The organism is Cytobacillus sp. BC1816 (genome assembly GCF_051353635.1).
Taxonomy (GTDB): Bacteria; Bacillota; Bacilli; order Bacillales; family Cytobacillaceae; genus Cytobacillus; species Cytobacillus oceanisediminis_C.
On the sequence record NZ_CP195611.1, the window covers coordinates 1,797,897 to 1,824,781 of the forward strand.

Sequence of the window (26,885 nt, forward strand, 5' to 3'; positions counted from 1 at the left end):
AAGTTCTTTCTTGCAATCTGCTTTTTTTGATTATATACTACTATTAGTACCTAGTCTTAATATCTCGGACGGTGGGATTTTTAATGAAAAGAAATAAAAAAGAACGCCAGCATTTATTAACGGACACAATAAAAGAAAATCCATTTGTTACGGACGAGGAACTTGCAGATAAGTTCTCTGTCAGCGTCCAGACAATAAGGCTCGACCGTTTGGAATTATCTATTCCGGAATTGCGGGAGCGAATCAAGCATGTTGCTGAAAAAACTTTCGAGGATGAAGTCCGATCTCTACCCATAGAAGAAATAATCGGTGAAATAATAGATATAGAATTGGATAAAACGGCAATTTCCATTTTCGATGTAAAAAATGAACATGTTTTCAAGCGGAATGGAATAGCCCGGGGTCATCACTTGTTTGCACAGGCCAACTCACTGGCAGTTGCTGTAATAAACGATGAACTGGCATTGACAGCGAAAGCCAATATTCAATTTACAAGGCCAGTACGATTAAGTGAACGTGTTATAGCAAAAGCCAAGGTCCTTACAATTGATGTTGACAGCGGCAGGACGATTGTTGAAGTCAATAGCTTTGTGAATAACGAACAGGTATTTAAGGGCGAATTCGACATGTTCAGAAAAAAATAATCACTAAAGGATGAAGCATCATGAAAATTGCCATAGACGCAATGGGAGGCGACAATGCCCCAAAGGAAATTGTCCTTGGCGCAATGAAAGCTGCCGCAGAGTTTAAGGATATACACATTACCCTTGTTGGTGATGAGTCAAAAATAAAGGAATACCTTACCTCAAACGAGCGGATTGAGATTTTACATACAGATGAAGTCATCACGCCGAATGATGAGCCGGTGAGGGCGGTACGCAGAAAGAAAAATGCATCAATGGTGCTTGCAGCACAGCTTGTCTCAGACGGTAAAGCGGATGCATGCATTTCTGCAGGAAACACGGGTGCTCTTATGGCAGCAGGCCTTTTTGTGGTGGGAAGGATTGAAGGCATCGAACGCCCGGCATTATCACCTACGCTTCCAACGATAGGCGGTGAAGGGTTCCTTTTGTTGGATGTAGGGGCGAATGTAGATGCGAAACCTGAGCATCTTCTTCAATATGCGATTATGGGATCCATATATACAGAAAAGGTCCGGGGTGTTTCCAATCCTAGAGTGGGCCTTCTAAATATCGGAACTGAAGAGAAAAAAGGCAATGAGCTGGCGAAAAATACATTCGACCTGCTGAAGAATGCTGATATCAATTTTATCGGCAATGTGGAAGCGCGCGATTTGCTTGAGGGAGCTGCAGATGTTGTAGTGACAGATGGCTTTACCGGCAATATGGTCCTAAAGACAATTGAAGGTACTGCTGTTTCTGTATTTAAAATGTTAAAAACAGCTCTGACCAGCAGCTTTAAAACGAAATTGGCAGCAGCAGCTTTAAAGCCTGATTTATACCAGCTTAAATCCAAGCTGGATTATTCGGAATACGGCGGTGCTGGATTATTCGGATTAAAGGCGCCGGTTATTAAGGCTCATGGTTCCTCAGATGCTACTGCTTTATTCAGTGCAGTCAGACAGACTAGGGATATGGTAGAAAATAATGTCGCTCAAACGATTAAGGAAGCTGTTGAAAAAGAAGCAGAAAAAACAGCCATTAAATAAACTTATTTTATTTGGGGGGAAGCACGATGGGTAAAATCGCCTTTTTATTTCCTGGGCAGGGATCACAGACTGCAGGAATGGGAAAAGCCTTAGCCGAACAGGATGAGAAAGTAAAATCATTTTTCGAGAGTGCTGATCAAAAACTTGGCTTTTCACTATCAGAACTTATTTTTGAAGGGCCTCAGGAAAAATTGACGCTAACAACAAATGCCCAGCCGGCATTGTTGACTACTGGCATTGCCATCCTCGATTACTTTAAAAGGTCGGGTGTAACACCTGATTTTGTGGCTGGCCACAGCCTTGGAGAGTATACTGCACTCGTTGCAGCGGAAGCACTATCCTTTGAGGACGGAGTTTATGCTGTCCGTAAAAGAGGAGAGTTCATGGAGGAAGCAGTTCCTAACGGTGAGGGAACAATGGCAGCGGTACTGGGACTAGACAGGGACAAGCTTACTGCAGTCACAGAAGAGGTTACGGCAGCCGGCAATCCGGTTCAGCTCGCAAATTTGAACTGTCCTGGACAGATTGTGATTTCAGGTTCAAGGGCAGGTGTTGAACAAGCTTCTGCAAAGGCTAAAGAAGAAGGTGCCAAGCGTGTGCTTCCGCTGGAAGTAAGCGGTCCTTTCCATTCTGAATTAATGAAGCCTGCTGCGGAGAAGTTCAGGCAAGTCCTGGACAATATTGAGATCAAAGATGCAGTTGTTCCTGTCATTGCAAATGTTACGGCTTCTGAAATGACTTCCGCTTCAGAAATCAACAGCAGATTGATTGAACAGCTGTATTCACCTGTACTCTGGGAGGATTCAATCCGCAAGATGATAGAGCTTGGAGTAGATACATTTATTGAAATAGGACCTGGAAAAGTACTGTCAGGCTTAGTGAAGAAGGTAGATCGTTCCCTTAAAACGTATGCCGTTTCTGATGCTGAATCCTGTCAGGCAGTTACAGAATCCTTGAAGGAGGAATTAAGATGAAGCTAGAGGGAAAAGCCGCTTTAGTAACGGGAGCTTCCCGCGGAATCGGAAGAGAAATTGCTTTGGGTCTTGCTAAGCAAGGTGCAAATATCGCGGTTAACTATTCCGGAAGTGAGGCAAGGGCGAACGAAGTGGTTGATGAAATACAAGCATTAGGCAGAAATGCTTTTGCTATCCAATGCGATGTGTCAAATAGTGATTCCGTGGCAAGCATGGTTAAAGAAACAGTAGAAAAGTTTGGCAAGCTTGATATTTTGGTTAATAATGCTGGAATTACGAAGGACAATCTGCTTATGAGAATGAAGGAAGACGAATGGGATGATGTTATTAACATTAACCTGAAAGGTGTATTCCTTTGTACAAAAGCTGTTACAAGGCAGATGATGAAACAGCGCAGCGGCCGCATTATCAATATTTCATCCATCGTTGGAGTCAGCGGCAATCCTGGCCAGGCTAACTATGTCGCTGCCAAATCTGGTGTTATAGGCCTGACAAAGACCTCTGCAAAGGAACTTGCAACAAGAGGGATAATGGTCAATGCCATTGCACCAGGCTTTATCACAACTGATATGACTGACAAGCTGAACGAGGATGTAAAAGAGCAGATGCTTAAGCAAATTCCTTTGGCCCGTTTCGGCGACCCTGCAGATATTGCGAATGTGGCAGTGTTTCTTGCTTCAGAGGACAGCCGCTATATGACAGGACAAACCCTTCATGTTGATGGCGGTATGGTCATGTAGTTTGTAACAGGCTTGTAATGCAAAATTTTTTATAAAACCTTTCAATAAAGGCTAAAAATAATCTATAATACTTGAGGGGAGGTGACAAGCATGGCAGAAGTATTAGAACGTGTAACAAAAATCATCGTGGACCGTCTGGGTGTTGAAGAGTCTGAAGTTAAATTGGAAGCTTCTTTCAAAGATGATCTAGGTGCTGATTCCCTTGACGTAGTAGAATTAGTAATGGAATTAGAAGACGAGTTCGACATGGAAATTTCTGACGATGATGCTGAAAAGATCGCAACAGTCGGTGACGCTGTAAATTACATAAAAGCTAGCCAATAATCATTAGTTGGACCACTCTGCAGTGAGGGTATACCCCTCGCTGCAGCCATTTTTTATCAGCAGATGTTTACTGTCCGGTGTTACCTGTTGCATAGAAGGAAAGCATGGCTAAAGCTGTCGCCCGGCAGCAGGTGGCTGTGGACAGTAAATATGTTAGGCAAAAGCTCCGTTGAATAACGGGGCTTTCTTCTGTGAAGATGGCTGTACCCATATGAAACTTAAAATGGCTTTTTAAGTAGAAGTTATTTTGCGTTTTTGATGTTTATTACGTAAACTTAGGGAAGGCCATTTAAGCTTTTTATGAATGTCAGTTTACTTAAAATTCGTGGCATTTGAGCAGTTAGCTATATTGTTCATTGAGTTGACTGGATCGGAAGGTGCGAGATCCTCGAAAAGGCTGCCGCATTTTCTTCGTGTGGTGTTGTTTGAGGAAGCTCCCGGCTGCCCCGCAGGATAGCTTTAGTACCTGCAGCGAAAATCAACGGGCTTGGTTAAAAAACTAAAACATCAATATTTTTGAAATGTCCCTAATAATAAAAAGAATATTAATATTAGCAAGGTGGATGCATTATGCGCAGCAATAAGGATAAGGATAGAAAATCATTTCGCGCAATCGAAAAACAATTTAAAGAATTCCAGACGGAAATCGGAATTCAATTTGAAAATGAAAAATTATTAAAGCAAGCTTTTACCCATTCATCTTATGTGAATGAGCATCGGAGAAAGCCCTATGAAGACAATGAAAGACTGGAATTTTTGGGTGACGCTGTCCTGGAACTGACTGTTTCAAAGTTCCTTTACCTAAAATATCCCATGATGAGCGAGGGAGAATTAACTAAGCTGAGGGCTGCGGTTGTCTGCGAACCATCCCTGGTCTCATTTGCCCATGCATTGTCCTTCGGCAGCCTGGTGCTTCTTGGAAAAGGGGAGGAAATGACAGGAGGAAGAACCCGTCCGGCCCTGCTTGCAGACGTATTTGAAGCCTTTATAGGTGCACTATACCTGGATAAAGGATTAGATACGGTTGTCGGTTTTTTGGAGAAAGTTGTTTTTCCGAAGATTGATTCAGGTGCTTTTTCGCATGTGATGGATTTCAAGAGCCAGCTGCAGGAACTTGTGCAGCGGGATGGTGCAGGTGCAATTGAATATAAAATCCTTCATGAAAAAGGGCCAGCCCACAATCGAGAATTTGTTTCCACTGTTTCTCTAAATGGCAGGGAGCTTGGAACAGGCAATGGCCGATCAAAGAAAGAAGCGGAACAGCATGCAGCCCAAATGGCCCTTGAAGTATTGAAAAATCATATCAAGTGACATCAAAGAATAGAAACTTGGAGGAGACAGAGGGGGAGCAGGGTTGTTTTTAAAAAGGCTTGATGTTATTGGATTTAAGTCATTTGCTGAGCGGATAACGGTTGATTTTGTTCCTGGCGTTACGGCAGTTGTAGGTCCAAATGGAAGCGGAAAAAGCAATATAACAGATGCCATACGCTGGGTATTGGGTGAACAATCAGCTAAGTCCCTTCGCGGCGCGAAAATGGAGGATGTCATTTTTGCGGGCAGTGATTCCCGGAGAGCGCAGAATTTTGCTGAGGTGACACTGACCCTTGATAACGGCGATCAGGGTCTGCCGATCGAATACAGTGAAGTCAGTGTTACAAGAAGGGTCTACCGATCTGGAGACAGTGAATACCTAATCAATAAGCAAACATGCAGATTAAAAGATATAGTAGATTTATTTATGGATTCAGGCCTTGGCAGAGAAGCTTTTTCAATAATAAGTCAGGGCAGGGTAGAGGAAATACTAAACAGCAAAGCTGAAGAACGCCGGACGATATTCGAAGAAGCGGCTGGTGTGCTTAAATATAAGACAAGAAAGAAGAAAGCGGAAGGCAAACTTTCTGAAACCCAGGATAATTTAAACAGGGTGAATGATATTCTACATGAACTCGAAAGCCAGGTAGAGCCTTTAAAAATTCAGGCTTCGATTGCGAAAGATTATCTGCAGCAGAAGGAAGAGCTTGAGAAAATAGAAGTTGCCCTTACAGTTTATGAGATAGAGGAACTGCATTCAAAATGGGAGCAGCTCTCACGTCAGCTTGAGCAGCATACAGAAGATGAAATGAAGTTATCGGCAATTATCCAGAACAAAGAAGCCAAAATGGAAGAATTAAAGGATCATATTGCCGCAATCGACGAATCAGTAAATGATTTGCAGGACATCCTCCTTCATGCCAGTGAAGAGCTAGAAAAACTGGAAGGCAGAAAAGAAGTCCTAAAAGAGCGAAAGAAAAATGCCAGCCAGAATAAAGACCAGCTTCATCGAAACATGGAAGAACTTTCCATGAAAATAACTGAGTTAAAAGAGCAAGAAGAAAAGCAGTCGGCCATTAAGGGGAAAGTAAAAACAGAAGCAGTTAAGCTTCAGAAAGCATTAAAGGAAAAGCAGGATCAGCTCAAACTCTTCAGTGAAAATACGGAAGAAAAAATTGAATCGCTGAAAAGTGATTATATTGAAGTGCTGAATAGCCAGGCGGCTTCAAGAAACGAACTGCAGAATATTGATCAGCAACTGAACCAGCAGGGGCAGCGCAGTTCTAAACTTGAAATGGATAACGAAAAGTATATTGCCGACCGCATGAAAAACGAAGAGAAAAAACAAAAGATACAATCAGACCTTGAAAACCTGCAAAATGAATTAGAGAGTCAGGTACATGTGTTCCGCCATGAAGACCGCAAGCTTGAATCATTAAAGAGTAATTATCAAAAGCAGGAAAAAACATTGTATCAGGCTTATCAGTACTTGCAGCAGGCAAAGTCCAGGCAGGAAATGCTTGAAGAAATGGAAGAAGACTTTTCGGGCTTTTTCCAAGGGGTAAAGGAAGTATTGAAAGCAAGAGGCACCAAGCTGCAGGGAATTGAAGGAGCGGTAGCGGAATTAATTCAGGTGCCGAAAGAGTACGAAACGGCGATTGAAACTGCTCTTGGCGGTGCCATGCAGCATATCATCGTACAGAATGAGCAGGATGGAAGAAGTGCCATCCAATTCCTGAAAAAGAATTCATACGGCAGAGCCACTTTCCTGCCATTGAGTGTAGTGAAGGGGAAGAAGCTTAACCCTGGACAATTGCACTCGGTTCAAGTTCACCCTGCCTTTATTGGTGAAGCGGCTTCACTGATCCAGTTTGACGGGAGGTTCCAGCCCGCAATTGAAAACCTGCTTGGCAATGTTGTTATTGCCCGGGATCTTAAAGGAGCTAATGAACTGGCGAAGCTGCTTCAATACCGTGTGAGACTCGTTACAATTGATGGGGATGTGGTGAATCCCGGAGGATCAATGACAGGAGGAGCTGTAAAACAGAAAAGCACTTCAATTCTTTCACGTAAAGGTGAACTTGAAGAGCTGAAATCCCGAATTGTGGATATGGAATCCAAAACAGCTAATCTTGAAAAACAAGTGAAACTGCAAAAAAATGAAATCCAAAAACAGGAAACACGAATTGAACAGCTTAGAAAAACGGGTGAAGAGCTTCGTTTGATGGAACAGAAGGTGAAAGGAGACCTTCTGGAAGTAGAGTTTGAGGAGAAAAGCATTAATGAGCGCCTATCTCTTTATGATATGGACAAGGCACAGTTTTCGGAAGATAGAGAAAGACTGCTGATCAGAAAGAGTGAGCTGGCAGATCTATTGGAGCAGCAGCAAAAACAAATAGCTGATCTTGATCATGAAATTAAAGCATTAACAGAAAGAAAAAACACCCAGCAGACGTCAAAGGAAACTGTGGCATCTGAAATAAATGAGCTGAAAATCAGCTACGCTTCCAAGAGTGAGCAGCTGAATCATGCGGAGGACAAGCTAGCCGCAATAAATTCAGAGCTTGCTGTTAACAGGGAAAAGCTGAAGACAGTAAAAGAAGATTTAGAACTGCTCTCATCCGAAATGACGAATAGCTCTTCAGGTGAGCAGCATCTGGAAGAGGCGGCACAGCAAAAATTAAAGGAAAAGAATGAAACGCTTGAATTAATTGTGTCAAGAAGGGATGAGCGCTTAAAGCTCCAAACATCTTTAGAGGACCTGGAACTGGAGGCAAAAGAATTAAAACGCCAGCATAAGGGTCTGGTAGAAGTTTTGAAAGATGAGGAAGTTAAGCAGAACCGGCTGGATGTTGAGCTGGAAAATAGGCTGAATCATTTAAGGGAAGAATATCTGCTGTCTTTTGAAGGTGCTAAAGAGGAATATCCGCTGCAGATTGAGATTGATGAAGCACGAAAAAAAGTAAAACTCATAAAGCTGGCAATCGAAGAGCTTGGGGCTGTGAACCTCGGAGCAATCGAAGAATATGACAGAGTATCTGAACGATATGAATTCCTGCTTGAACAAAAAACAGACCTTCAGGAAGCAAAAGATACGTTATTCCAGGTTATCGATGAAATGGATGTTGAAATGAAAAGGCGATTTGAAGAAACGTTCGAAGGGATCCGTTTTCACTTTGAGTCGGTTTTCCAATCCTTATTCGGCGGCGGCAGAGCCGATTTACGATTGACCCAGCCTGATGATTTATTGAATACAGGTGTGGAAATTGTCGCACAGCCTCCAGGCAAGAAACTGCAGAACCTCGGATTATTATCTGGTGGAGAAAGAGCACTTACAGCAATTGCATTGCTATTTTCCATTTTGAAAGTCCGTCCTGTTCCATTCTGTATCCTTGATGAAGTAGAGGCAGCTTTAGATGAAGCAAATGTGCAAAGGTTCAGCCAATACTTAAAGAGATACAGCGACGAAACACAGTTCATCGTTATCACCCACAGAAAAGGAACAATGGAAGAAGCGGATGTCTTATACGGTGTAACCATGCAGGAATCCGGTGTTTCCAAACTGGTATCTGTACGTCTGGAAGAAACCAGGGAATTAATTACTCAATAGCAGCTTTAATGCGGGACAGCTTACAACACTGTTCCGCACTTATACATATTGCTTTGATAAGGAAGTGAAAACATGAGTTTCTTTAAAAAACTAAAAGAAAAAATCACCATGCAGACAGATAGTGTTACTGAAAAGTTTAAAGACGGATTAACCAAAACGCGCGATAATTTTTCAAATAAGGTAAATGACCTTGTTTCCAGGTACCGTAAAGTGGATGAGGAATTTTTTGAGGAACTGGAAGAAATCTTAATTGGGGCGGATGTTGGATTTGACACTGTTATGGAATTGGTCGAAGAGCTGAGAAGAGAAGTAAAGCGCAAGAATATTCAGGATCCTCGCGATGTGCAGGCTGTCATCTCAGAGAAGCTTGTAGAAATTTATGACAGCGCAGGCGAAACCTCCACAGAATTAAATATTCAGACTGAGGGACTAACTGTTATCCTATTTGTTGGTGTGAACGGAGTCGGTAAAACGACGACGATCGGAAAACTTGCCCATAAGTTCAAAAATGAAGGAAAAAGTGTCCTGCTTGCAGCAGGAGATACCTTCCGTGCAGGAGCTATTGAACAGCTTGAGGTTTGGGGAGAACGTGTCGGCGTTGATGTCATTAAGCAGGGAGCTGGCTCTGACCCTGCGGCTGTCATGTATGATGCCGTTCAAGCTGCCAAGTCCCGCAATGCTGATATTTTAATCTGTGACACTGCGGGACGCCTGCAGAATAAAGTCAATCTGATGAAAGAATTGGAGAAAGTAAAGCGTGTAATAGAAAGGGAAGTACCGGGGGCCCCGCATGAAGTATTGCTAGTACTTGACGCTACCACTGGACAAAATGCCATGATTCAGGCTAAGACCTTCAAGGAAGCCACTGATGTTTCTGGTATAGTTCTTACAAAACTGGATGGAACTGCAAAGGGCGGCATCGTTCTTGCAATCAGAAATGAACTTGAAATCCCTGTGAAATTTGTAGGTTTAGGAGAAAAAATGGATGACCTGCAGGAATTCAATGCAGAACAGTATGTCTATGGACTCTTTGCCGACATAGTCGAAAAAGAAGCAGAAGAAGAAGAGGAAGAATAAAAATTGATAAACAGCCGGAGAGCGAGTTCTCCGGCTGTTTTTTATGAAATTTAAAATATGTAAAAATAGTTTGAAAATTATATTTTTTAGTGTAAAATTACACTATGTTAATAAATGTCTTTCAAATTAGGTCTGGCAAACTAATTAAATAATTATCAGCAGGAACTTTTTGTCAGCCGGCTGCGTCTATACTATGGAAGAAGTCATCAGGCTGGCAATAATTTATAGTTATAAAGACTGCCTAAAAAAACATAAGGCTGATACTTAAGATTTTTAATGGGGGAGATTGGGTTGCACGGAAAATTAAAAGTGATCATTATGGCTATATTCTGCTTTGTGTTAATGTTTCATCCATTCCAGACAGCAGAAGCTGCCAGCACAGACATCAAAGTTTCTCTGGATGAGGGCTTTGGCGGAAAAGTGAAAAGAGGAGAAGGCTTTCCTCTGCGGATTAAGATGGAAAATACAGGAGAGGCATTTAGCGGGGATTTGCTGATAAGTTACCATCCATCCTACAATACGAGCGGTACGGTTACTGTAAAAGTAGAGCTTCCTGCCGGAACAGCTAAGGAATACCTGGTTTCCATCCCTGGCATGACAGAGGACCACCCTTCCATGTATCAGAACATTCCATTGCTGACTCTTTATGCAGGAGATTGGAAAGACGGAAAAAAGGTTAGTTTTAAAGGCGAAAATACTTTAAAGCCGAAATTTATCGATATGGCAACTGAAGTAATTGGTGTTCTCAGTGAAAACTATGACCGTGTAAAAGAATTGAGGACTCTTCCTTCAAAAACGATGATTGAACTCAGTAAGGAAGATTTGCCGGATGAAGCGACAGGATTGGAAACACTCGATTATTTGCTGATTGATGAATACAAGATGTCCCAGCTTAGTGACAGACAACAACATGCTATAAGGGACTGGGTTTACAACGGTGGAGCATTGATTGCCGGAGGCGGACCTGATGCAAGCGGTGCCTATGGAGAGCTATATTCTTTGCTGCCAATGAAATCTGAAAACGAGGCAGCCGGTGCAGTAAAATTCCTCCAGGCAGCTAAGGGCGAGGAGCCGGATTTTAAAGAACTCAACTTCTTTACTGGTCCAATTGATACCGGTGCTGAAGTTATTGCTGAAAGCGGGGATCTTCCAGCAGCAGTGAAAAAGGAGTATGGAAGCGGGACGATCCTGCAGACAGCTTTTTCACTGGGAGATGAGCCTTTTTCTTCATGGGAGGGATACGACACATGGTTTGCAGACTTTATTAATCAGGCATCAGGTGCCGGCATTGGAACCAGCACATATTCTCAGGATTACCTGGACCAGCTGTATTGGGAATTTGCAGAAGTGAATGAATTCTTTCCTGCATCCAATTTTTCAATTGGGCAGCTTATTGGGCTTTTTGCCGGTTATATTATTCTGATAGTGCCTGTTCTTTATTTTGTATTAAGGAAGCTTGATAAACGGGAGCATTCCTGGTGGATCATTCCTTCCATCGCCATACTAATGGGTGCAGCGGTCTTTGGAATGGGGGCAAAAGATAGAATTTCTCAGCCGCAGCTGAACCAGATGGGGATATATAAAGTGAATAACAATCTGCTTACCGGATATCAGGCTTCAACCCTGCTTTCAAATAAAAGCGGCGGATATACCCTCTCAATCCCCAAAGGTGAATTTAATGCAGTGGTTTATTCAAACAATTCCACTTCATCTGATCCCCTTAGAGGAGGAATCATGGCTGAAAAGGTAAAAAACAATGAGATTATTTTTCCTGAGGTAGAATATTGGTCGTCCAAAACGATTTACGGAAAGGCGCAGACAGAAATCAATGGGAAGTTTAAAGCGGACCTCACCCTTAAGGAAAAAAGATTAACTGGAACAATCAAAAACGAGAGTGAGTATAATTTTGAAGAATTATATATTTGGTCAGGCAATGAAGCAATCAAATTAGGGCCAATCAATAAAGATGAGACAATTAAAGTGGATAAAACCATAAAGCAAACCCTGCTGAGCAGACCATATGGAGGAACTTTAAACGGGGCATACCCTGCCAATGGTCAAAATGATATAAATAGATTAAGAAGAGAAAAGCTTGAATACGCCTCCACTACATTTCTGCTTGGGGATGTTGCTCAGCCAGTCCTTGCGGGTATAACAAAAGAATCAATTATTGATGTAGCCATGATAGGGAAGAAGGAAAAACAGAATAACACAAATATGATCCTTCAGCCATTTGAGGCCATAAATGAGTTCTCCGGATCCTTTACACTGAAAGATGGAATGATGGCAGCTGATTGGAATGTGATTCAGGGCCAGATTTATGAAAAAGGCATGGGCAGCACGAATGCAGAAATGATGCTGGAAGACGGAGAATATGAATATATTCTCAGCCTTCCAAAGCAGCTAAAAGAGAAAACATATAGATTAGAAGAAATTTCGGTAAGGATCAATAGCCAAAACGTACTGTATTCGATAAAAAACCATAAAACTGGTGAGTGGCTGCCGATTGAACCGGATCAAAGGAGCATAAAGCTGACAAGTAAAGATGACTTAACCCAGTTTATTTCAAAAGAAGGCCGTTTTATTATAAAGCTGAATAAATCGGCTCAGGGAGATCCTTTCGTTCAATTGCCGGCTGTTACGATCAAAGGGGAGGTGGCAAAATGATCGAAATTATGGATTTATCGAAAAGATACGGAAAATTTACAGCACTTGATTCTTTAAATTTAAATATAGAAAAAGGCAGTGTATTTGGTTTTGTCGGACAGAATGGTGCAGGAAAATCCACAACATTCTCCATTTTGGCAACCCTACTTGCCCCCACTTCGGGCTCTGCTTACGTAAACGGGTATGATGTTCAAAAGGATTCAAAGCTCGTGAGAAAGCAGATAGGTTATATGCCGGATTTCTTCGGGGTTTATGACCAGCTTAAGGCTGATGAATATCTGCACTTCTACGGTGCGAGTTACGGCATACCATTTGCAGAACGTGAGAAGCTGATTCCGCAGCTTCTCGACTTAGTCAACTTGTCAAATAAAAGAGAGTCATATGTAGACCTATTATCAAGAGGCATGAAACAGCGTCTCTGTCTGGCCAGGTGCCTTATCCATGATCCTGAAGTGCTGATTCTGGATGAACCTGCATCAGGACTTGACCCAAGAGCAAGGGTTGAAATGAGGGAAATATTAAAAGAATTGAAAAGCATGGGCAAAACGATTTTAATATCCTCACATATACTGCCTGAACTTGCAGAAATGTGCGATACCATCGGCATTATTGACCAGGGAAAACTGGTGGCTCAGGGGTCTGTTGCTGATATTCAGTCACAGCTGAGGGGAGAAAGGCTGATCATTGTAAAAGTTCATGGAAGTTCAGAAAAGGCAGTTTCTTTCTTTGAGGATGATCCTAATATCTTCAAATTGGCTTTACTGGAAGACGGAGCATCTTTTCAATTTATTTATAAAGGGACCGCTGAAGAACAAACTGAACTGCTGAAAAGAGCCATTTTAAATAATTTAGCGATCACCAGCTTTGCTGAAGCAGAAACTGATCTGGAAGATGTTTTTATGGAAATTACAAAGGGAGTTGAGCTGACATGAAGAATTTAGTCGTAAATCCTGTTCTGAATAAAGAGTTTAAGCTCCGCTTCCGCAGCTTTAAAAGCTACCTGGGGGTACTCTTTTACCTCTTGGCATTAGGGCTTATCATTGTTGGTTTTATCTTTATAGAATCATTGTCAAATAACATGCAGGGCTTTTTTAAGCCTGATCAGAGCAGAACAATGTTTATGGTTTTATCTATATTGCAGCTTGGCTTAATTCTGTTTATTACTCCCGGTTTAACAGCTGGGGTTATCAGCAGTGAAAGAGAAAGGCAGACCTTAAATATCATGCTCACGACGACCCAAAGCTCTTCAAGCATTATATTAAGCAAGCTGATCTCTTCCATTTCATATTTGATTTTGCTTATTGCGGCAAGTCTGCCTCTTTATAGCTTTGTGTTTTTATTTGGAGGCATTTCCCCAGGTCAGCTGCTTACAACAATGGGATTTTATTTATTTACCATCCTGGTTTATGGAAGCCTCGGGGTCTTATTTTCAACGCTCATTAGAAAAACAATTGTCTCGATGGTTACTACCTATGGGGTTACTTTATTTCTAGCAGGAGGAACGGCATTCCTGACTTTGATCTTTATGCAATTAACCAATGCATATGGCTATTCAGGGACTCAGCCAACAAATCCTCTTGCATATTTCCCGGCTATGCTCAACCCGGTCATTATACTGATGAGCACCTTTGAGCCGGAAATGACCAATGAAATTACCAGATCAACAGGCATTGAATTTCCTTTATGGATTTCATACTTAATTTCGTACACATTGATTTTCATTGGAGCTATTCTGCTGAGCATAAAAAAACTCCGTCCCAATATGAAAAAGGGCTAGTATTTATTCGGGCAAATCCCTGAAAACGGGATTGCCCGTAAATTTTAATAAGGGAATGATATCGGTGGAAAACCGCAATCAATATCTTAGACTTTTAAAACCGGTAAAAAGACAGCTCCTATTTCAGCTGATAGTTAAGGAATTCCAGGTGTTCCTTTTATCAGCTGCTGTCTTGGCCTTTTTTCTTATGATGGCAGCAAGATTTTTGGTTATCCCATTTCTGCAAAACTATCTCTTCTTGATTTTATTTCTGTCTGCTCTTTATACAGCTTTTCGAATTTGGAAGAAGCGTCCTGACATGATCCAGGCTGCCTCTTTGTATAACACGTTTGTAGCGGAAGACAGGGTCATTACAGCCCATTCTTTCCTGCACGATGATGGCATTCTTGCAAGATTGCAGCTGGCAGATGCAGTAAAGCATATGAAAAAGGTGCATCATCTTGTTTTAGGCAGGAAGAAAACTTTCATTCTTCCCAAACCTTTTCTAATGTTTTTGCCCTTTCTTGGTTTGGCTGTGCTCTTATACATGATTCCCGGCGAAAAAATGGAATTGGCGCTAAAACAGGAGAAAGAAATCAAGATAGTTGAAGAGGCTAAGGAGAAACTTGAGAAAAAAGCTGAGAAAGAAAAGAATCCTGAAGTGAAAAAAGCATTAGAAGAAGCACAAGACAAGATTGCAGAAAAAAAGTCAGCTGAGGAAGCTTTGAAGGAATTAGAGAAGCAAACCAAAAGCTTAGAATTAAAAGCAATTAAAGAAAAAGAAAAATCAATAGCCCTGGAAAATGTTAAAAATAATCTTGATAAGAGCGGGTTAGAACAATTAAGCCGAATGCTGAAAGAAAAAGATCTGGTTTCCTTTAGGGAAGAGTTGTCAAGGCTTGATAAGCAGAGGAAGGAACTTAATAAAGATCAAAGAAATGCCTTGAAGGAGCTTACTGGCAGTGATGCACAGTTGTCTAAAGAAGAGCTGTCAAGTCTCCTGGATCAGCTCGAAAAGGCATCGCAATCAGAAGAGCTTTTAAAACAGCTGGCTGCAGCACAAGAAGCTCTGCAGAGTACAGGGGTTTCATTACAGCAGCAAATGGCTGCGAATGGAATGCCGCCGGGACAGCTCGCGTTTTCGCCGCCTGGCAAGCCAGGCAGTTCAGGAAACGCCTCCAATACTCCTCAGCAGGGGCAGCAGAATAATTCAAATCAGCAAAATAATCAAAATCAAGCCGGCAATAGCTCAAACAGCAGCAATGGCAGCGGATCGGGTTCAGGCAGCGGCTCAGGAAATGGAACGGGCTCAGGAAATGGTTCGGGATCTGGTACCGGGGCTGGCTCAGGGAATGGGTCGGGCGGCGGTCTTGGAGGAGGTGCCGGGCTCGGACAGGGATCCAGGGATCTGCTCACCATTCCATCTGGCATGGAAGGGAAGACGAATATTGAAAATGACAGCGGCAGCCTTGGACAGGGAAGTCCAGGAGAGCAGCTTGAAGGGGAAGGTCCTGTTTTAAAAGGGAATATCAGACCGTACAGTGAAGTTTTTGGGAATTATGAAAAAGCATACAGACAAAGTACCGACCGGTATAAGCTTCCGGCTGATTTAGAGGAAATCGTTAAAAATTATTTTACTAGTATAGATCCTGACAAGGAGTGACTGTGATGTCGGTAATACAGGAAAAAGAACAGCAATTCGCACAAGCAGCAGATATTATAGCAAGAGTAAAAGATGAAATTCAATTATTTATAGTCGGCCAGGAAGAAGTGGTCGAACATGTACTATGGAGCATATTCTCAGGAGGACATGTTTTGCTTGAAGGTTTGCCAGGGCTGGGTAAAACTATGCTGATTAAAACCATTGCTGAAGTACTTGATCTTAAATTTTCACGCATTCAATTCACCCCTGATATTATGCCATCCGATATAACTGGAACCATGCTGCTTCAGCCTGATGAGGCTGGCAGGCAAACATTCAGTTTTCATAAAGGACCCATTTTTGCCAACATCATCCTTGCAGATGAAATTAACAGGGCAACACCAAAAACACAAAGTGCCCTGCTCGAGGCAATGGGAGAAAAAACGGTCACTATTATGGGCGAAACCAAAAAGATGGAAAAGCCATTTTTTGTACTCGCAACTCAAAACCCAATTGATATGGAAGGGACTTATCCCCTGCCGGAAGCACAAACGGACCGGTTTTTATGCAAGGTGAATGTTGTGTATCCGACGAAAGAAGAATTAAAAGAAATTGCCCGGAGGACTACGGGGACGCAAAAAATCCATATAAATAAAGCTGCTGGATTGAAGGATGTCATTGCTCTACAGGAGCTTTCGAGAGAAATTCTCCTATCAGATGAAATCCTGGATTATGCCGTTTGGATGATCACTGCCACGCACCCGGATTCAGAGGGGGCACCAGAAACAGTGAAAAAGCACGTCCAATATGGCAGCGGTCCACGCGGCCTTCAGAGTCTGATAAGTATGGCAAAAGCAAGAGCCATGTGCTCCGGTCGATTCCATGTATCAATAGGAGACATTAAAAACGTTGCCTTTCCGGTTTTGCGGCATCGTCTTATTTTGAACTTTGAGGGAGAGGCAGCGGGTATTTCAGCGGATTCGATTATTGAAGCTATGTTAAACGAAACTTCCTGGGGAGCTAAGAGCTGATGAACATCCATCATGCTTTTCTTGGAAAGCTTCAAAAACGAAAGATTGCTGCAAAGACAAGGAAAAGAGGATTTCATTCAGGCTCCAGGCAATCCCATAAATTCGGATCTTCCATGGAATTCTCTGATTTCAGGGCCTATCAGCCTGGTGACGATATTAGACAAATAGATTGGAATGTCTATGGCAGAACACAAAAACATTATATCAAACGCTTCCTGGATGAGCAGGAGCTTTCTATTGCAGTTTACCTGGATGCAACGTCATCAATGACAAAAATCCAGCAGAAATGGGAATATGCCAAAGCGCTGGCATCAGCTTTGAGCTTTATGGTGCTTTCAAGTGAAGACCGGCTTTTCTTTTCAGCTGTTTCTTCTGCAGGAGTACAGCCTATCAAGAGGAAAGGCTCTGTTTACAGCAGGCGAACGTTCATGGAAATCCAAAAAATTGAACCTGCAGCTCTGTCCACAAACTTTCTGGGCTGTCTGAAAGAAACTCTTTCTAAACATCAGCAGCTTGCTGTATTAATAGCGGATGGCTTTGAGCCTCTCCAGGAATGGGAAAACCTTTTTAGGAAGCTCAGGGGGTTAAAACAGGAGTTCTGGCTATTTCAGGTGCAGGCAGATGAAGAACTGACTCCTGCATATTCTGGAGATATAAAGTTGATTGATAGTGAGATAGGGACTGCAGTAAATGTCAGCATGAGCCCTTCCGTATTAGCTGAATATGAAAAGCGCCTAAAAGAACATAATGAACAGCTTGAGACTTTATGCAAACGGTATGGCGGCCAGTATATCTATGCCCCGGAAACAAGAGATCTTCAGACCGTTCTTTTCAGGGATCTGTATGCGAAGGGGCTGGTCAGGTGAGGATACAATGCAATTTTTAAATCCTATCTATTTTATATTAGCCATTTTCATAGGAGCAGTTATCCTATTTTATTTCTTTCGGAAGCAATACACGGAAAAGACCGTTTCATCCAATCTGCTCTGGGAGCAGGTGCTGAACGAATGGCAGGCTTCCCCTTGGCTGAAAAAGCTTCAGCAGAATCTATTATTTTGGCTGCAATTATTGGCTCTGATCTTATTGATGCTGGCCCTTGTGCGCCCATTTTGGCTTGAAGATTCTTTAAAAGGAGAACATTTAATCATCATTATAGACCCATCCGCCTCTATGTCGGCTGAACGCGGAGGAAAGAGCCGTTTTGAGATGGCAAAAGAGGAAATGCTTGAACTTGCCGGCAAGCTTAATGGTCAGCAGGTAACCTTGATTAAAGCAGGAGAGAAAAATGAGATCCTATTAAGCCGTGAAGATGATCCAAATGCCATTCGCAGAACCATTGATGGGCTGAATCTTACTTATGAACATGAAAATATGGATAAAGCCCTCTTATTGGCAGGTTCCTTATCTTCTGGAAAAGACACAGCTCTTCATATTTTTTCAGATTCGGCTGTGAAGAATGATTTAATGGAGGATCTGGCTGGTTTATACACTGTTGTACATAATATTGGAGAGGATGCAAGGAACGTCTCGCTCCAATCGTTTGGGACTGCTGCAGCTGGTGATGGAATCTCAGCCATTGCGGTGATAGAAAACCAGTCTGCCGGAAAGATAGAAACAGGTTTTACCGTCCAATTTGAGAATGAAGTTTTGTTTGAACAAAATTTATCATTGAAAGCAAATGAACAAACAACCGTCCAAATTAAAAACCTGCCTGAAAAACCATATTATGAGGCATCCATCTCCATTAATGACGGCTACAGTGCAGATAATTTCGCAGCCTCTATTTACACAGACCCAAAACCAAAAGTTTACACAATGGGGGATGTAAATCCGTTTGCGGTGAAGGGCTTTCAAACCATAGGAGCCGAATTGCTGCAGACAGACCCAGCTGCTCTCAAAGGTTTTGAAATGAAGGGTGTGGTTGTAGCAGAAGGAAGCACATTATCGGAACTTCCTGAACTGCCAACGATCTTTTTTAACACAGGCAAGGAAAAAACAATACTTAAAGAGGCAATTTCAGGGGATAAGGATCCTTTATTTGAATATGCAGACTTTGAGCGTGTGTATATCAGTTCCGCTTCCGCTGCATTGAAAGGGGAATGGGAGACTGTTTTAAAAAGTGGAGACATTCCCTTAATTCAGAGGGGAATGCAGAATGGTCTGCCAATTATTATTGTCAATTTCGATCTATCCGACACAGATTGGCCACTCCTGCCAGGTTTTCCAATCTTTTTGTATAACTCTTATCATTGGTTATCCCAGCAATCAGATTTCCTCGGATATTTCAACGCAGGAGAAGAGAGATGGATAAATATTGGCACAGGAAATGGTGGCTGGGAGATTTTCAATAATAAAGACGAAAATCTTTACTCCCTTGATTTAAACAAAGAAAACTTTAAAGCTCCTGTGATTCCCGGAACTTACCAGGCGGTATCAGGAAATCAAATTTATTATTTTTCTGTCCTTCTGGATGAAAGGGAGAAAAATGCAGGAATAGGAGAATCTTTCACATTGAATGAAAAATCTTCTGAAAAAAACAGCATGATACAAAGGCCCAACGAAAGCCTCTGGTTCTGGCTGGCATTAATTGCTTTTATACTGATTGCTATCGAATGGGAGGTATTTCGCCGTGGGCATCGAGGTTAAATATCCCTTCCTGTTTCTGCTCCTGATTCCTGCTGTCATTATGGTCTTTTTGTATATTCGAAATCACAGGGGAAAAGAAAATGGGAAATTTTTGATTGCGAGTCTAAGACTGGTCATTTTCTCATTGTTAATTTTTGCACTGACCGTCCCACAGTTCCTCCTTCCGATTAAGGGGCAGACCGTCGTATATCTGGCAGACCGCTCTGCAAGCATTGGTGCAGATGAGGAAGCACTAGCCTGGATAGAAAACAGTTCCAGCCACAGGAAAAGTGAGGATCAATTTGCGGTGGCAGCCTTTGGCAAAAATGTAGTGCTTGAACAGAATTTGGGCAGGAACCTTGAAGCTGTTACCGAATTTAACGGGAAAGCAGAGGATTCTCAATCGAATCTGGAAGCAGGCCTGCAATTTGCCGCTTCACTCATTCCGAGGGATTCCTCTGGCAGAATTGTCTTGATGTCGGACGGAAATGAAACAGCAGGCAAAAGCCTGGAGGCAGCCTCAGTTCTAAAGAATCGAAATATCGAGATTGACCATGTAACATTAAGAACAGCAGCAGGTGACGATGTATCAATTTCAGACTTAAAGATGCCCCCATCACTTTATTTAGGAGAAGAGGCTCCGATTACAATTGAAGTTACCAGTAATACTGCCAAAGAAGCTGATATCAGATTATCTGTAAATCATAAAGAGGTTTTAAAGAAAACCGTTCAAGTGAATGAAGGGAAAAATGTATATACCTTTACTCACAAAGCAGATACTGCAGGGTTAACGGTATATAAAGCAGAGATAGCTGCTGACCAGGATGCCTTCTCTGAAAACAATACACTCCACTCGGTTGTTAATGTTAAGGGAACCCCTAAGGTCCTGATCGTACAAGGGGAGGACGCGGGTGATATTGCGAATTTGTTAATAGGTTCAGGCCTCGAGACAGACACGGTTCTTCCAGAGAAGCTTCCAACCGTTCTCTCAGGGTATTTGCAATATCAGTCGATTATTTTTAATAATGTTCCTGCAACAGTTATCTCAGAGCACCAAATGACATTGATGGAGAAGGCAGTTAAGGAATTCGGCACCGGTTTTATTATGTTCGGCGGTGAAGAAAGCTTCGGGCTGGGGGGCTATTTTAAAACTCCGATTGAGAAATTGCTTCCGGTAGATATGGATATCAAGGGCAAAAAAGAAATGCCTTCCTTAGGCCTGGTATTAGTTATGGACCGCTCTGGAAGCATGGCCGGGAATAAAATTGAATTGGCGAAAGAGGCGGCTGCCCGTTCAGTGGAACTGCTGCGTGAAGAAGATACACTCGGATTCATAGCATTTGATGACCGGCCATGGGAAATCCTTGAAACCAAGCCTCTCAAGGATAAAAAGAAGGCAATTGAAAAAATCAGATCTATTACACCAGGCGGAGGGACAGAAATCTTTACTTCTCTGGAACAAGCCTACAGTGAGCTTGAAGAATTGCAGCTTCAGAGGAAGCATATTATTTTGCTGACAGATGGCCAATCTGCCACAAATGGGGACTATGAGCTTTTAATCGAAAGCGGGAAAGAAAAGAATATCACTCTATCAACTGTTGCACTTGGTCAGGATGCTGACAGGGGGCTGCTTGAAGATCTTGCGGGAATGGGGTCAGGGCGTTTTTATGATGTTACTGACTCTTCCGTCATTCCAAGCATATTATCACGCGAAACCGTAATGGCTACGAGAACCTATATAGAAGACAATCCATTCTATCCTAGTGTTCAGCCCTACCCTGACTGGTCCTCACTCTTTGAAAAAGGTGTTCCAGAAATGAATGCCTATATAGCTGCTACGGCCAAGCCGCGAGCACAGGTGCCGCTGTTAAGTGAAAAAGAAGATCCTGTACTTTCTGAATGGCAATACGGAATGGGGCGGGCAGCTGCCTTTACATCTGACTCCTCAGGCAAATGGTCAGGAGATTGGGCCCGCTGGGAAAAGTGGCCATCATTTATTAATCAGCTTGTCACTAAAACCCTGCCGCAATATGAAAGTGAACCTTACAGGGTTGCTGTTGAGAATAAGGATGGCAATACAGTGCTCAGCCTGGAGTCTGCAGCAAGCAAGTCTTTGCCGATTGAGGCATCCATTGTGTCGGAAACGGGCGAACAGATAGAAACCAATATTAGACTCACTGCTCCAGGTAAATATGAGGCGGCAATGCCGGAAAGTGCAGGAATGTTTTTTTTAAATATTAAACAGACAGATCAAAATGGGAATATACAGGTTCATCAGACTGGTTTTACTATTCCCTATTCAGAAGAGTATTTGCAAAAGGGAACAAATAAAGAGCATTTGGAGTCACTCTCAAAAATGACTGGAGGCAAGGAGCTGGAAACTGGAGAAGAAGCTTTCCGGCCCCTGAAAAAACCAGCCAGCACCAAACAGCCAATCAGCGAATGGCTGCTTCTCGCCGCATTCCTGATCTTTTTTTCAGAAATCGCTGTAAGGCGCTTTGGCTTAGCTGCTCTCACTTCGAGAATTTTGAAGAAAAACAGAAATAAAAAGGAAAAGCCTGAGGCGCCTATGAAAATTCAAAACCTTAAAGCTTACAGGGAAAAACAATCTTCTTCCGTGCAGATGCCTGGTAAACTTCAAGCGGGAACTTCTGTAAAAGAAACAACGGAAAAAACAAAAGAAAAGAAAAAACCAAACCGGCCGAAGCCTGGAGCAGAATCCCCGCTGAAAGAAAGAGAAGAACGAATGAAAAGGCTGCTGGATGCGAAAAATAGGAAAAATAAGTAAAATAAGTAAAATAAGTAAAATCAGATTGGGTGCCAGCTTAATTTTTTCCTGAAGCTTTCATCCGGAAATAAGAATTGCCAATGCTGTAAAGGTATTTTCTTGACATGCTAAGAACTTCTATGTAAACTTACTTTGTAAAGGCTTTTCACTTAACAAGGAGGGATAGGGATGCTCGAAAAAACAACGAGGATGAACTACCTATATGATTTCTATCAATCGTTGTTAACTCCTAAGCAGAGAAGCTATATGTCCCTGTACTACCTGGATGATTTTTCTCTTGGAGAGATTGCCGAGGAATATGATGTTAGCCGGCAAGCGGTATATGACAACATTAAAAGAACAGAAGCAATGCTTGAAGAGTATGAAGAAAAGCTATTATTATTTCATAAATTTCAAGAGCGCAGCAAGCTGATTGCAGAAATAAAAGTGATGCTTCAGGAAGGCTCACCTTCCCGGGAAGCATTGGAAGAAGCAGTGGCAGAGCTTGAGAAATTAGATTAGGAGGCGGCATATATGGCATTTGAAGGATTGGCCGACCGACTGCAAAATACAATTCAGAAAATCCGCGGAAAAGGCAAAATCAATGAAGCGGATGTAAAAGAAATGATGCGCGAAGTCCGTCTCGCCCTTTTGGAAGCGGACGTAAACTTCAAAGTGGTCAAAGAGTTTGTCAAAAAAGTCAGCGAACGTGCTGTCGGACAGGAAGTATTAAAGAGCCTGACCCCAGGACAGCAGGTCATTAAGGTTGTTAAAGAAGAATTAACGGAACTTATGGGCGGAGAGCAAAGCAAAATTGCTGTTTCCAATCGCCCCCCGACAGTCATTATGATGGTCGGTCTTCAGGGTGCCGGTAAAACGACTACAACCGGAAAGCTTGCAAACCTGCTCCGCAAAAAGTATAACCGCAATCCGATGCTGGTTGCTGCAGATATTTACCGCCCTGCTGCGATTAAACAGCTCGAAACACTTGGCAAACAGCTTAATATGCCCGTCTTCTCCCTTGGTGATCAAGTCAGCCCTGTTGAAATTGCAAAACAGGCAATCGCAAAGGCAAAAGAGGATCATCATGATTATGTTCTGATCGATACAGCAGGAAGGCTGCATGTAGATGAAGCCTTAATGGATGAGCTAAAGCAAATCAAAGAGCTTTCCAATCCAGATGAAATTTTCCTTGTTGTAGACGCCATGACTGGTCAAGATGCGGTGAATGTAGCGCAAAGCTTCAATGATCTGCTGGGTCTTACTGGAGTTGTCCTGACGAAGCTGGATGGCGATACTCGAGGCGGTGCGGCTCTATCCATTAGATCCGTAACAAACACGCCGATTAAATTCGTCGGTCTTGGCGAAAAACTGGATGCGCTTGAAGCGTTCCATCCAGAACGGATGGCGTCTCGTATATTAGGTATGGGAGATGTCCTATCCCTAATTGAAAAAGCACAGGCCAATGTGGATGAAGAAAAGGCAAAAGAGCTTGAGCAGAAGATGCGCACGGCTTCTTTCACATTCGATGATTTTTTGGATCAGCTTGGTCAGGTCCGCAGCATGGGACCGCTTGATGAGCTGCTGAAAATGATGCCTGGTGCAAACAAAATCAAAGGCTTGAATAATATTCAAATCGACGAGAAGCAAATCACTCATGTTGAAGCGATTATTAAATCGATGACGAAGGAAGAGAAAATTCATCCTGAAATCATCAATGCAAGCCGCCGCAAACGGATTGCCAAGGGAAGCGGAAGAACCGTGCCTGAAGTTAACCGTCTGCTGAAGCAATTTGAAGACATGAAAAAGATGATGAAGCAAATGGCTGGCATGCAGCAAAAAGGCAAGAAAAAAGGCGGATTTAAGCTTCCTTTTAACCCTTTTTAAGCTGTCAGCAAAGCTTTTCATAAGATGTAAAGAAAAAAACCTTTACAAACTAATTGACTATCTGATATTATACTATCTTGTGTGAAACTATTCGGAGGTGCTTATTTAAAATGGCAGTAAAAATTCGTTTAAAGCGTATGGGTGCTCACAAAAACCCTTTCTATCGTATTGTTGTAGCTGATTCTCGTTCTCCTCGTGACGGACGTTTCATTGAAACAGTAGGAACTTACAACCCGGTTGCTCAACCAGCGATCGTTGAAATCAATGAAGAGTTGGCTCTTAAATGGCTTCAGACAGGTGCTAAGCCATCTGATACAGTACGCAACCTTTTCTCTAAGCAAGGCATTATGGAGAAATTCCATAACGCTAAAAACGGTAAGTAATTCATTATAAGATGAAAGAGCTTATCGAAACGATTGTTAAGCCCCTTGTTGATTTTCCGGAAGATGTTCAAGTGAATGTCCAAGAAGAGGATCAGCGCGTAACCTATCAGCTTTCCGTCAACAAGAATGACATGGGGAAAGTAATTGGGAAGCAAGGGCGCGTTGCGAAAGCAATACGGACCGTTGTCTATGCATCAGGTTCATCAGAACAAAAGAAGATCTTTTTAGAGATCATCGAATAATTATCCTGCACTGAGCAGGGTATTACCAAAAAAGGAGGGGCTTCCCCTCCTTTTTTTACAATCTAAAAAATCCTGCTGTTTGAACTTTATTGTCCTCTGTTAAAACTGTTTCATATGCTGAGTTGATTGGAGCGGAGGGCATTTGATCCTCGAAAATGCTGCCGCATTACCCTCACTTCCCGCGAATAGCAAGTGATCCGTGCTGAAATCAACGGGCAGAATATATAAGTAACACAGCATTTCACGAGAAAAGTTAAAATATAGACATCGCCAACTAAGAATTTGACAGCAGTCAGTAAAGCAGTTTTTTAATCGGATCAAATTTGGGAGGCGCTGTACATGCACATCATTCAATCGGTTACAGTTAAGCAGGTGCTTACAGAGAACAGCAAGAAAGAACTGCTGGAAGGCTATATGGCCAAAAAAAAACAGCTGCAGAAAGAAAGTGATCAGCTGAAGTTTGAACTGAAAAAACAGGAAAAAACCAAAAAACTGCATCCGGCCAGTCTTAAAAAGCATTTTGAAAAGGAAATTCAAATGAGGCAGGAAAAAGTCCAGCTGCTCGATTTTCAAATAGAACAATTACATATGCTACCATTAGGAAGCGAATTAAAAGAAAAAGAAGTCCAGGCGATTATTGAGGTTCAAAAGGGTACCCGATGGGAAGACATAGAAAAAGGGAAAACCATCATCATAAGAGATGGAATTGTTGATGAAATACGCTAGAGGTGATAATACATGCAGAAATGGTTCAACGTAGGAAAAATCGTGAACACCCATGGCATAAAAGGGGAAGCAAGAGTCATTTCCAAAACAGACTTTGCAGAAGAAAGGTATAAGCCGGGAAATAAACTTTATTTGTTCATGCCTGACACAAAAGGTGATCCAATTGAGCTGACAGTGAAAACTCACCGTACCCATAAATCATTCGATTTGCTTACCTTTGAAGGATACGAAAATATTAATGAGATTGAAAAAATGAAGGGCGGCATCCTTAAAATTTCAGAAGATCAGTTAGGCGATCTTGAAGAAGATGAATTTTACTACCATGAAATCATAGGGTGTACTGTTGAAACGCTTGATGGAGCGGAAGTAGGTAAAATCAAGGAAATTCTATCTCCTGGAGCAAATGATGTATGGGTAATTAAAGCAAAAGGCGGGAAGGAAATACTGATCCCGTATATTGAAGATGTTGTTAAGGAAGTTAATGTGGAAGACAAACTTGTGAAAATTAATGCGATAGAAGGATTGCTTTCATGATGAATATTGATGTGCTCACTCTGTTTCCTGAAATGTTTGAAGGCGTTTTTGGGCATTCCATCCTAAAAAAAGCGGCTGAAAATGAAGCAGTGAAATACAACGTGGTCAACTTTAGGGAATATGCCGACAATAAGCACAAAACAGTAGATGATTATCCATATGGCGGAGGGGCGGGAATGGTTTTAAAACCGCAGCCCATATTTGATGCTGTAGATGATCTTCAAAGTAAAAGCGGGGCGTCTCCGAGGGTTATTCTCCTGTGTCCTCAAGGAGAACGCTTTACGCAGAAGAAAGCTGAAGAGCTTGCTGAAATGGATCACCTGATTTTTGTTTGCGGACATTACGAGGGGTATGATGAAAGAATACGGGAACATGTGGTAACCGATGAAATTTCGATTGGTGATTTTGTGCTGACTGGAGGAGAGCTTGGAGCCATGGTGGTAATCGATAGTGTTGTCCGTTTGCTGCCAGGTGTATTGGGCAACGAAGAATCGCACATGAAGGACTCTTTCAGCACAGGTTTTCTTGAACACCCTCATTACACCCGTCCAGCGGATTTCAGGGGTATTAAAGTGCCGGATGTCCTCATCTCGGGGAATCATCGCCTTGTCGACGAGTGGCGAGCCAAAGAATCCTTGAGAAGGACGTATTTAAGGCGTCCTGATCTTCTTGAGGATGCAGAGTTAACAAAAGAACAGCAAAAATGGCTAGAAGAAATAAAAGCGGAATCGCGTTAATCACCCCCGACATCTAGAGGGAATAGGCGCTCTTCCGAAAAGCTAACGCTTTTAGTCGTGCGATGATGATGCTGTCTAAGAGTTCCTTGTGGAGCTGGGCAGTTATCGAAGTTCAAAGATCTACTCTGATCTTAAAAAAAGAAGATAAATAACATTGAAGTTGCCGTCCAAGTATGGTATGAT

Annotated in this window: 23 protein-coding genes; all 23 read left to right on the forward strand. The window is 42.3% G+C overall.

What is annotated here, in order from left to right; genetic code table 11:
* Positions 1-83 precede the first annotated feature (83 nt).
* Positions 84-644: a transcription factor FapR gene (gene fapR, locus ACR42H_RS09465; RefSeq protein WP_113881908.1), complete on the forward strand. Its 561-nt coding sequence runs from the start codon at positions 84-86 to the stop codon at positions 642-644.
* 20 nt (positions 645-664) lie between these two features.
* The gene (gene plsX, locus ACR42H_RS09470; protein WP_436375732.1) at positions 665-1,669 is read left to right on the forward strand and encodes a phosphate acyltransferase PlsX; all 1,005 of its coding nucleotides are present in this window, start codon (positions 665-667) and stop codon (positions 1,667-1,669) included.
* A gap of 26 nt (positions 1,670-1,695) precedes the next feature.
* Positions 1,696-2,643, forward strand: a complete 948-nt coding sequence (gene fabD / locus ACR42H_RS09475; protein ID WP_436375733.1) for an ACP S-malonyltransferase — start codon at positions 1,696-1,698, stop codon at positions 2,641-2,643.
* Positions 2,640-3,383 (forward strand): 3-oxoacyl-[acyl-carrier-protein] reductase, encoded by a 744-nt coding sequence (gene fabG / locus ACR42H_RS09480; RefSeq protein ID WP_436375736.1) that lies wholly within the window; start codon positions 2,640-2,642, stop codon positions 3,381-3,383. The genes fabD and fabG overlap by 4 nt, the downstream gene beginning before the upstream one ends.
* Positions 3,384-3,473: 90 nt before the next feature.
* A complete protein-coding gene (locus ACR42H_RS09485; RefSeq protein WP_009330799.1) occupies positions 3,474-3,707 on the forward strand; it encodes an acyl carrier protein in 234 nt (77 codons plus the stop codon).
* A 570-nt stretch (positions 3,708-4,277) separates the two neighbouring features.
* Positions 4,278-5,018 carry a ribonuclease III gene (gene rnc / locus ACR42H_RS09490; RefSeq protein ID WP_113881912.1) on the forward strand — a complete coding sequence of 247 codons (741 nt, stop codon included), beginning with the start codon at positions 4,278-4,280 and terminating at the stop codon, positions 5,016-5,018.
* A gap of 43 nt (positions 5,019-5,061) precedes the next feature.
* Positions 5,062-8,628 carry a chromosome segregation protein SMC gene (gene smc, locus ACR42H_RS09495; protein ID WP_436375738.1) on the forward strand — a complete coding sequence of 1,189 codons (3,567 nt, stop codon included), beginning with the start codon at positions 5,062-5,064 and terminating at the stop codon, positions 8,626-8,628.
* 72 nt (positions 8,629-8,700) lie between these two features.
* Positions 8,701-9,705, forward strand: coding sequence for a signal recognition particle-docking protein FtsY (ftsY, locus tag ACR42H_RS09500; RefSeq protein WP_113881914.1), 1,005 nt, complete (start codon positions 8,701-8,703; stop codon positions 9,703-9,705).
* 291 nt (positions 9,706-9,996) lie between these two features.
* Positions 9,997-12,372: a hypothetical protein gene (locus tag ACR42H_RS09505; RefSeq protein ID WP_113881915.1), complete on the forward strand. Its 2,376-nt coding sequence runs from the start codon at positions 9,997-9,999 to the stop codon at positions 12,370-12,372.
* Entirely contained in the window at positions 12,369-13,304 is a 936-nt protein-coding gene (locus ACR42H_RS09510) for an ABC transporter ATP-binding protein (RefSeq protein WP_009330794.1), read from the forward strand. Before ACR42H_RS09505 ends, ACR42H_RS09510 begins: the two co-directional genes overlap by 4 nt.
* Positions 13,301-14,149, forward strand: a complete 849-nt coding sequence (locus ACR42H_RS09515; protein ID WP_113881916.1) for an ABC transporter permease — start codon at positions 13,301-13,303, stop codon at positions 14,147-14,149. Before ACR42H_RS09510 ends, ACR42H_RS09515 begins: the two co-directional genes overlap by 4 nt.
* Positions 14,150-14,204: 55 nt before the next feature.
* Complete coding sequence (locus tag ACR42H_RS09520) at positions 14,205-15,791, forward strand: coiled-coil domain-containing protein (RefSeq protein ID WP_436375742.1); 1,587 nt, start codon at positions 14,205-14,207, stop codon at positions 15,789-15,791.
* Between the two features lie 5 nt (positions 15,792-15,796).
* A complete protein-coding gene (locus ACR42H_RS09525) occupies positions 15,797-16,801 on the forward strand; it encodes an AAA family ATPase (RefSeq protein ID WP_113881918.1) in 1,005 nt (334 codons plus the stop codon).
* A complete protein-coding gene (locus tag ACR42H_RS09530; RefSeq protein WP_436375744.1) occupies positions 16,801-17,667 on the forward strand; it encodes a DUF58 domain-containing protein in 867 nt (288 codons plus the stop codon). Before ACR42H_RS09525 ends, ACR42H_RS09530 begins: the two co-directional genes overlap by 1 nt.
* Positions 17,668-17,674: 7 nt before the next feature.
* Positions 17,675-19,447, forward strand: coding sequence for a vWA domain-containing protein (locus ACR42H_RS09535; protein ID WP_436375746.1), 1,773 nt, complete (start codon positions 17,675-17,677; stop codon positions 19,445-19,447).
* The gene (locus tag ACR42H_RS09540; RefSeq protein WP_436375748.1) at positions 19,431-22,214 is read left to right on the forward strand and encodes a VWA domain-containing protein; all 2,784 of its coding nucleotides are present in this window, start codon (positions 19,431-19,433) and stop codon (positions 22,212-22,214) included. The genes ACR42H_RS09535 and ACR42H_RS09540 overlap by 17 nt, the downstream gene beginning before the upstream one ends.
* A 168-nt stretch (positions 22,215-22,382) precedes the next feature.
* Positions 22,383-22,715 (forward strand): putative DNA-binding protein, encoded by a 333-nt coding sequence (locus tag ACR42H_RS09545; RefSeq protein WP_009330786.1) that lies wholly within the window; start codon positions 22,383-22,385, stop codon positions 22,713-22,715.
* A gap of 12 nt (positions 22,716-22,727) precedes the next feature.
* Positions 22,728-24,080, forward strand: a complete 1,353-nt coding sequence (gene ffh / locus ACR42H_RS09550; RefSeq protein ID WP_113881922.1) for a signal recognition particle protein — start codon at positions 22,728-22,730, stop codon at positions 24,078-24,080.
* A 110-nt stretch (positions 24,081-24,190) separates the two neighbouring features.
* Entirely contained in the window at positions 24,191-24,463 is a 273-nt protein-coding gene (gene rpsP / locus ACR42H_RS09555) for a 30S ribosomal protein S16 (RefSeq protein WP_009330784.1), read from the forward strand.
* Between the two features lie 11 nt (positions 24,464-24,474).
* Positions 24,475-24,705, forward strand: a complete 231-nt coding sequence (locus ACR42H_RS09560) for a KH domain-containing protein (RefSeq protein ID WP_436375751.1) — start codon at positions 24,475-24,477, stop codon at positions 24,703-24,705.
* Between the two features lie 339 nt (positions 24,706-25,044).
* A complete protein-coding gene (locus ACR42H_RS09565) occupies positions 25,045-25,431 on the forward strand; it encodes a YlqD family protein (protein ID WP_113881923.1) in 387 nt (128 codons plus the stop codon).
* 12 nt (positions 25,432-25,443) lie between these two features.
* A complete protein-coding gene (gene rimM, locus ACR42H_RS09570) occupies positions 25,444-25,965 on the forward strand; it encodes a ribosome maturation factor RimM (RefSeq protein ID WP_113881924.1) in 522 nt (173 codons plus the stop codon).
* Entirely contained in the window at positions 25,965-26,702 is a 738-nt protein-coding gene (gene trmD, locus ACR42H_RS09575) for a tRNA (guanosine(37)-N1)-methyltransferase TrmD (RefSeq protein WP_113882146.1), read from the forward strand. Before rimM ends, trmD begins: the two co-directional genes overlap by 1 nt.
* The last annotated feature ends 183 nt before the right edge of the window (positions 26,703-26,885 follow it).